Below are 6,000 nucleotides of genomic sequence, written 5' to 3'. Positions count from 1 at the left end.
TTTTCATGATTGCAAATATTTGTTTGTATAACTTATTCTTAACAGCATAAACATTGTTGTTGACCGCAAACGTCTACCAATAGAATTGGTAAAGCAATTCTATAGGTAGACTTCATATCTGGATGCCGAGCCGACTAAGATTCGTGAACCACGCCAAGGGCAGGGCTGTCCATGTCCTTACGACCGAGCTGTAAATAATAGCCTTTGTGGGAAAAGGTCGGCTTACGTAAAACCAGGCTCCCAGGAGCCGGTCTGCTACGTTGGCGAAAATTCCTCTAGGGAGAAATGGTATTATTCACCCGATACGAGCCATGTAGATCCACGAAGAGTCAGATAAGCATTATCAGACGATAAGCGAAGTTTATGAGCCAAAAATAGCCGATCTGCTTGGCTCTAACTTTTTCAGTCTTTAAATAAATCTCAAAATCTTCCAATAAATCTCCAATACGAGCGTAAATCAACTAGGGCGAGATCCAACTATTTCCCGCAAGCGGGAAAAATCAACTAAGAGAAGGAGCGAAAATCAAGAAACTCTTCCCACCATTGATCGGGGAATAAGGCAATTAAATGTGCTAATACTCCCATTTTCGATGTCCTATCAGTCAACTGCAAGGCAACTTTGAATCGTTTCCACCCTTCCACCGAAATAATATCGAAAATGTTCTCAACCACTTCCGCCGATGGGGAATCGTCGGGATTTGCAGCGAGTAGCGGGAGGTATTCGTTCGCCATCCATAAGAGGGTAGAATCCGGCTCCTCTCCAGGCGGGGTAACGTTTTCTGAATTGTTAATTTTGCTATTAAGGCTTCTATATAACAAAACTAACAATTTTCGCAGCTGTGTCCACCCACCAAAGTCTTGGGCAATTTGGGCAATTCGAGAGCGGGTAATTTCCGCTGACTTGGAGATCGCCTCCTGAGTAATTTTGGCGGAATCTGCCCCAGCATCAACCAACTGACTAAATGCTTTTAAGATTGCGTATCTAGTGTGCTGAAGCTTGTCGCCTGCGTTGGGATTTAATTTAAAAGCATCCAATTGCTCTATTGTGGCATCGGGAAATGCAGACCGGAGAAAAGCTAGATCGTAGTCATTTAGAATGTATACTGACACTTCTTCAGTGCGTTGGTTTGCTCTGGGTCTTCCGATTTCTTGGATCAGCTCAGATTGAATATGTTCGTCTACAAAAGCTCTAAACTCCAGACTATCCTCAATAGCTGGTTTATTTTTTAGCAACTGATATTTAATTGCCATCGCCCCAATATTTGGGGTGGGCGTGCCAACAATCGCCAGCGCCGGCGTACCCTTAAACCGATTTACTCCACGACCATCTCTAAAATGATAACCGTGTTGGTCGTTGGTAACTTTAGCCTTCCAATCAATTACTGCTATCCCTGGATGACGTTGTTCAAGTTCTGCCAGTACCGCTGCAACTCGTCGAGAGGCAGACTCTCGGCGATCTGCACTCAAGCGCCCCATCCCAGTGATTTGCACGATACGGAGATTTTTGAAAGATGGCATCTCCTCTTTTATATGTAAGATGTTTGCCGCCTTTCCGTCAATATCAGTACCAAGCATATCTTCCAACATTTGAGAGGAGAGGGTGGCATCGAGGTAAATATTCCACTTCATCGATGAAGCTATATCGGTGTGGCGATTGCTTCTGCTGTAGATTTTTAATACCGAGCCAAATTCTCTCTTAAAATACCCCGAATTATCTCTCCAAGCCATTAAAAAAGGTACGAACCAATTTAGCAATACTTTTTGTAATCCCTCTAATTTTTCTCTGGCACTTTGGCTGTTAAAAGCTTGTTGCGCTGCCCAGGCATAGCGTTTATCTTGGCGACCAACCGATTTAAAATCTACTTGGTCGGTCTTTTCTGCCAAGAAGCTAAGATCGGGCTGCAATGCTTGATTGAGAAACTCGATAATCGCATCCAGGTTTTCAGGGGGGTCTGGTAGTAGCCCCCTAATTTCGGTATCTTTCATTCCAAAGCGCCCGTTGTCCGCTATATATCCCCCATAGTTGCTATCAAGTAGTCCCGTCAAAACTTGCCACAGCGGTTCTAACTCATTATTAAATTTATAATGTCCGTTGTCTAGTAGAGCAGTAGCTACTTTGTGATAAGTTTGTTGCAAGTCAAACAAGTTTACTTCTAGCACGGATTGAGTTTCTATCAGGATTCCGGCTTCATCCCAAAAAGCGCCCGCATTACTATAATCATATTCATCTTGTGGGGCACTATTGGGGTGCGCTCTCAATAATTCGGATGCTGCTAATATACTAGAATATTCCGCCCTAAAGCCGAATCCGTCTCCTATAACAGCCGAGCATTTAGGCTTTAGTTCATCTTCAATTTTTATTTTTTTTGAGTGAGGGCAACTTTTACAGATAGGAGAAGTTCCGCTCTGTTGCACCGAAATGTTTTTTTCTGCTAGGGCATGAAAGAAGTGAGTGCGATCGCAATTTCCAATAGTAAATGTATCTGATACATCAGCTACTTTCGCCCAAACTTGAAAGTATCGTCCTGACGGTGTTTGACGAGTTTTGTCTATTTTAAAACCATTATTGCGGACTGGTAAATCTGTATAGTTGGTTTCAATAGTAAGAGTAGTGGGATTCCTGTGATCAGCCGCGAAATACCAAAGATTTTTTACACCAAATTGAGATGGTAATGCCTCTCCCGCAGCGTGAGATTTACCCGACCCAGTACCGCTGTTGTCGAGAATATGTCGCCAGCCTTTGGCAGCACTCTCAGCCCAAATTGCATTTCGATCCTCTCCTTTATAATCAAGCCTGGGCTTTCCTAGAATTTCGTATTCTTCAGGCGTTGGCACTTCTCCTGGTTTAATTTTAATAGATTTTGGTATAGCTTTTTGGGTAATATGTTGTTTGCTAAAACCCTTAAAACTTCTCCCCAAAAATCGCTTAATTTTGCCGACTGATTTGTTGATTAAATCTCGGAATTCTTCAGCTTGAGAAGTACGCTCATCCTCTCTTTCTTGGCGAATGTATTCGGCGTAAGCTGCTTGATTTGGTTCGTCATTATGGTGATTTGGTTGGGGTGAGTTTTTTGAAAATGGATTAGTCCAGCCATCCTGTTTGGCGAAATATGCCAGAGTGCCAATGGTTAGACCAGACGACTTAAAGCTTTTCCATTTTTTCTCGCACTCGCCCGGTTCATAGTTTGGTGATTGTTGGCTCCAGGCATCCCATTCACCCAACAAAGATTCGTCAACCGATTTTAGCGACATTCCTACCTGGAGCCAGTCGAAGTAGTTGTCGGCGCGGTATGGCTGAAGCGCTGATAAATATGATTTAGCCCAGTTTATATCGTCAGTTGAATATTTTTCGCTCGGATGAAGACTAATAGCAGGTTGAGGTTTAGGGCAAGGTTTGAATTTAATTTGCTTGTTCTCAACCGCATCTCGCGCTTTTTGTACCCAATCGCTGGGGAGTACAACGTTGGGTTGTACCAGGGGGAATTCTGCTAAAGTAGAGCCGTAAAATACCCGTGAAGCATCTTTACAATTTGGATCGTGGGGGAACTGCTGTTGTAAAAGTCTCACACAGGCTTCTACTGTGTCCGCCCCTTCCACAAACTCTGGCAGCAGGAATACGAGCCGGAATTTATGCCAATCTGGTTTATGGGTAGCAGTAGTATAGATTAAAGCACAATGCTTCTGTACAAACAGATGGGCGATTGCCTCCTCAAGTGTGAGTTCTGGTTTATAAATTTTTATTGCCTTGCCATTTTCGCCCTTAACTGCCAGCCCAGCTTCGTCTCGCAATATATCGGAATTATCTACGTCGAGTAAAATCCACCACGAGCCAATAACGTTTGATTTTACACGCCGCTTATTGCCAAGCAAGCCAGCACACAAAGCATGTCCGGCTTTTACATGCCATCTGACATCTTCGATGGTTCCTTCTCTATCTTTGAATTGAGAGGCTAGCAGCTTAAAATCCCAGTCTTTATCTGTGCCAGCAGTGTTTACGGCGAATTTAAACCGGGTTTTATCTCCACCAAAAGGGGTTGAGTGCAGGGTTGTCATTGTGCCACCCCCCCGATGCAGTCTCGAATTTCCCTCAGAGGGAATTTAGCAATTTTGCTGTTCTGTATTGATATAATAAAAATCATGATTGATGTCCGCCAGCATCACTGATGGACGTTAGTTGTAAGGACAACGACGACGAGTTAGTAAGACAACTCGCGTGCAAGGAGCTTCCTGGTTTCGACTCAAAGATTTTTTCGTAGTCGGCTAAACTTGGAAAAAGGGTCAATGAGTGTTACCAGGTAAGCTCCGGGTATTTGGACAAGAGCGCTTCAGAATATTTCCAAAGTTTTCTTTCATACCCTCAACATAAGTCTAGTTGAAATTTGTGCTTTTGTGCAATTTTAAGAGCAGTAGAATAATTTGGTAGGGGATGGAGACACTGGAATGAAGCGGGAACAAAGGCTTGCAAGGCTAGAAAAATCTAGAATGTTCTCCCAGAAGGAGACGGTAGAGCTTTCTGGCTTCACGCGAAAGCAATTACAAAAATTAGAGCAATTAGAAATTATTAAACCTCGTAAAATTCCAGCAGTCTTGTACAGTTGGAATCAAATAATATTTTTGAGGATATTATATCACTTCCGTAAAATTTGGTCGCTCCAACAAATTGACAAAGCTTTTAAAAGTTCCGAAAATCCTGTTAATGCAGAAGCCATTGTTGAGGATATTGGCAACGTTCTAAACATTTATTTTGGCGAAAAGGGCGCTCTTGGGAATCTTGGGATATATATCCAGTTCAATAAATATAATATGTCGGAGATACAATCAAGAGCGATTTATAAAATGATTCTTGAGTTCCCAGATATAGTTATTGACGATGGAGTGGAGATTGGTCAAGGAAAATTTACAGTTTTAAATGTGCCAAAGGTTATTGAAGAACTGAAAGTAATGGCTGAAAGCCTTGAAGTGGAAGAATCAAAACTAAAAATTGTCTGAGGCGTGATTCCGCCGATAAGATTTTTAATGTTAAGCCAACTCACTACCGACGGATGTGAGCAACCTTAAAAAATTCCCGCGAGCGGGAAAAATCCACTATCAAGTCGCTGCAACTTTATCAGCTTTTGGCTTCTTTTCAAACACCTGAATATTCGGCTCCAGCAACACAAATCCATTTTCAGTCGCCTCCCCCATCTTCCCAGCAATAGCGCCAACCCATTCCGGAAAGTTGGCTTGTGCGTCAGTAAGCTTCTTCCAGACTTTTGGCTTAACAGTGACGCTGATAATTCGCCCGTCACAGTCAATATCAAAGCGTTGCCAACCGTTTTCGACTGCGGTGGCATTGGGGAGTTCGTTAATTTTAATGGTAATTTCTAACTTGCCTTGGATCATGTTGACACTCCTTATTCAATTACTGGGTGGGGTATTGCCATTACCACCTTGTCGCAAAGCACGCCGAAGCATATCTTCAACGCCTTCTATGCCATCGCCAATTATTCCAACCAAATCAGAAATATTGCTTTCTAGCAGCTGCTGCGATCGCTCAAAACCTTGGTCAACTCGTTCTGTTAGTTGACCAATTGCAGCGGTGTTAGCTTTTTGCTGCTCTGTTAGTTGAGCGATCGCGTCTGTATTTGTCTGCTGTTGTTGGGCAACTTGATCCAGACGTGTTGCAGTTTGTAGCAAAATTGCTTCGATGCGATCTAGTCGAGAAGGTGTGTCTTGGGGTTGGTCGGTCATGATGCCTCTTTCTTGGCTTTTTGGGATTTGTAATCAGCTATCCAATCAGCGAGCGCGATACTAGCAAGATTAGAAACTGACCTTTGTTGCTCATCGGCTATGGACTGTAATTCCTCTAACAACTCTTGCGAGGCTAGATAAATTGTAAGCCTTGGTTTTTTAGTAGCCATTACACATAAAAATTATGTCTTTTGAGGCTATTAAATAACACTTTTAAGCTCACTAGCAAATTTCACTTAATAGTGTTGACACTTTGCGTTACTCATCTTA

At 42.7% G+C, this 6,000-nt stretch carries 5 protein-coding genes; 1 reads left to right on the top strand and 4 read right to left on the bottom strand.

What is annotated here, in order from left to right:
- Positions 1 to 504 precede the first annotated feature (504 nt).
- Entirely contained in the window at positions 505 to 4,053 is a 3,549-nt protein-coding gene (locus AABK37_RS27125; protein WP_432554610.1) for a PriCT-2 domain-containing protein, read from the bottom strand.
- A 387-nt stretch (positions 4,054 to 4,440) separates the two neighbouring features.
- On the opposite strand from AABK37_RS27125, the gene AABK37_RS27120 reads away from it, so the two are divergent.
- Positions 4,441 to 4,989, top strand: a complete 549-nt coding sequence (locus AABK37_RS27120) for a hypothetical protein (RefSeq protein WP_432554609.1) — start codon at positions 4,441 to 4,443, stop codon at positions 4,987 to 4,989.
- 99 nt (positions 4,990 to 5,088) lie between these two features.
- Here AABK37_RS27120 and AABK37_RS27115 read toward each other — a convergent pair whose 3' ends face one another.
- The 3 genes from AABK37_RS27115 to AABK37_RS27105 are packed head-to-tail and all read right to left on the bottom strand — an operon-like array spanning position 5,089 to position 5,900.
- Complete coding sequence (locus AABK37_RS27115; protein ID WP_432554608.1) at positions 5,089 to 5,382, bottom strand: fertility inhibition FinO-like protein; 294 nt, start codon at positions 5,380 to 5,382, stop codon at positions 5,089 to 5,091.
- 15 nt (positions 5,383 to 5,397) lie between these two features.
- On the bottom strand, positions 5,398 to 5,730 hold the full coding sequence (locus tag AABK37_RS27110) for a hypothetical protein (RefSeq protein ID WP_432554607.1): 333 nt from the start codon (positions 5,728 to 5,730) through the stop codon (positions 5,398 to 5,400).
- Entirely contained in the window at positions 5,727 to 5,900 is a 174-nt protein-coding gene (locus AABK37_RS27105) for a ribbon-helix-helix domain-containing protein (protein ID WP_432554606.1), read from the bottom strand. Before AABK37_RS27105 ends, AABK37_RS27110 begins: the two co-directional genes overlap by 4 nt.
- Positions 5,901 to 6,000: the final 100 nt, after the last annotated feature.

This window comes from Tolypothrix sp. VBCCA 56010 (assembly GCF_050875635.1).
Taxonomy (GTDB): Bacteria; Cyanobacteriota; Cyanobacteriia; order Cyanobacteriales; family Nostocaceae; genus Hassallia.
Note: the sequence above shows the minus strand (reverse complement) of the source record. Positions and strands in the feature narration are given on the sequence as shown.